The 1,586-nt window shown below is 69.3% G+C and carries 4 protein-coding genes; 1 reads left to right on the forward strand and 3 read right to left on the reverse strand.

Annotated features, from left to right (window positions below):
- Positions 1-379: DUF1223 domain-containing protein (locus FV222_RS25520; RefSeq protein WP_147815956.1), on the reverse strand; the 379-nt coding region annotated here is incomplete at its 3' end.
- 70 nt (positions 380-449) lie between these two features.
- Positions 450-971 carry a phosphate-starvation-inducible PsiE family protein gene (locus tag FV222_RS25525; RefSeq protein ID WP_147754506.1) on the reverse strand — a complete coding sequence of 174 codons (522 nt, stop codon included), beginning with the start codon at positions 969-971 and terminating at the stop codon, positions 450-452.
- Here FV222_RS25525 and FV222_RS25530 point away from each other — a divergent pair.
- A complete protein-coding gene (locus FV222_RS25530) occupies positions 954-1,217 on the forward strand; it encodes a hypothetical protein (protein ID WP_147754505.1) in 264 nt (87 codons plus the stop codon). The genes FV222_RS25525 and FV222_RS25530 overlap by 18 nt on opposite strands.
- Before the next feature lie 87 nt (positions 1,218-1,304).
- Here FV222_RS25530 and FV222_RS25535 read toward each other — a convergent pair whose 3' ends face one another.
- Positions 1,305-1,487, reverse strand: coding sequence for a hypothetical protein (locus tag FV222_RS25535; RefSeq protein ID WP_147754504.1), 183 nt, complete (start codon positions 1,485-1,487; stop codon positions 1,305-1,307).
- Positions 1,488-1,586: the final 99 nt, after the last annotated feature.

Below are 1,586 nucleotides of genomic sequence, written 5' to 3' on the forward strand. Positions count from 1 at the left end.
CCGCGCCGGCGTCGGAGCCGACGAGCCCGACCCGGCCGTCGATCACCGCCTCGGGCGTGTACGACCCGCCGCCGAGCTTTTTCGCGTAGGCCGCCTGCCGGGCGGTGGCGGCGGGCAGGGCGTAGGTGTCGCGCCAGTCGAGGTGATCCCAGTAGGTGACGTGGAAGGCGAGCGGCAGAACCTCGCGCCCCTCGCCGGCGAGCTGCCCGAGCAGCGCCTCGGCCGGCGGGCAGGACGAGCAGCTCTGCGAGGTGAACAGCTCCACCACCACCGGCCGTCCGGCGGCGACGGCGCGTGTGCCGGCGAAAGAGCCGATTAGGGCGGCGAGGAGCGCGAGCGGGATCGTGCGGCGCAGGGTGGATCGCGTGATGGATCGCATGGCCAATCTCCGGAAACGGGCAGATGCCGGTGATTCGCGCCCGCGCCGTGCCGGTTACCGCGCCGCCGCGTCAGAGCGTGTCCGTCTCCTCGCCGGCCGGCTTGTCGTCGTCGCGGGCGCGATGGAGCAGGAAGATCGAGGCCACCATGGTGAGGATCAGGCCGGCGAGGACGCCGAGCTCGATCATCGAGGCCTGGAACAGGGCCGCCTTCTCCGGCGACCAATCCTTGCCGTGCATGATCTCGGAGGATTGCAGGGTGATCACCAGCACCCGCCGGATCGAGGCGATCAGCCCGACGATCAGGAACGGCTCGCAGGTGAGCCGGCCCGAGCGCATCGAGACCCGCACCGTGTGCAGGATCTCCACCAGCATCAGCAGGAACAGCAGCCGGTCGACAACTTCCAGCGTCTGCGTGGCCCCGCCGAGGGAGCGCACCGCTTCCCATGTGAGCCCGACGGCGTCGATCAGCGCGATCAGCGCCGTGAAGGCCAGGAGCAGGCCGAGCGCCGCGTAGATCGCGTGCTCGGTGTGCAGGAAGACGAAGCTGGACGCCCGCGTAAGGCGGCCCTGCGCGTGCGGATCGTCGGCCATGGCATGCCCCCCGGATGCTGCTTTGTTCCGATGAAACAGGATCGTGCGTCCGGCGTCCAGCGCAAGGGGGACGGCGTGTGGGGATCGCGGCGCTTTCCGCACGCCGGAACGGTTTTCCGGATCGCCCGGTTCTCCGTATGCAACTCAGAGGAGAATGACATGCTGACCGGCGGCCTGCTGTGGCTCATCGGGATCCCGATCCCCGTCATCCTCCTGATCTGGTTCTTCTTCCTGCGCGGGCGCTGAACACGCACTTCGCATCCTGCGGGAAGCCTACGAAAAAGGGCCGGCGCGCCTCACGCGCACCGGCCCGACATCTTTTCGCGAATCGAACTACTTGGTGATCTTCACCGAGACCGGGTCGCTCGACGGGAACGTCTCCTCGAGGGCGTCGTCGAGGCGTTCGTTCAGCTTGTCCTGCCGGTTGGCGGGGTTCGTCTCGTCGCCGGGCTTGGCGCTGCCCTGCTGGAACCCCGGCTTGTCCGCGCCCTTCGGCGTCTTGTGGTCGTCGGTCATCGGGGCAACTCCTGCGTCACGAGGCGCCGAAGACGGCGCCGATGACCGTCAACGCCGGGCCGGCCCGGGTGTTTCACGCCGCGTCGGCAGGGCGGCGGC

The sequence above is a fragment of the Methylobacterium sp. WL103 genome (assembly GCF_008039885.1).
Classification (GTDB): Bacteria; Pseudomonadota; Alphaproteobacteria; order Rhizobiales; family Beijerinckiaceae; genus Methylobacterium; species Methylobacterium cerastii.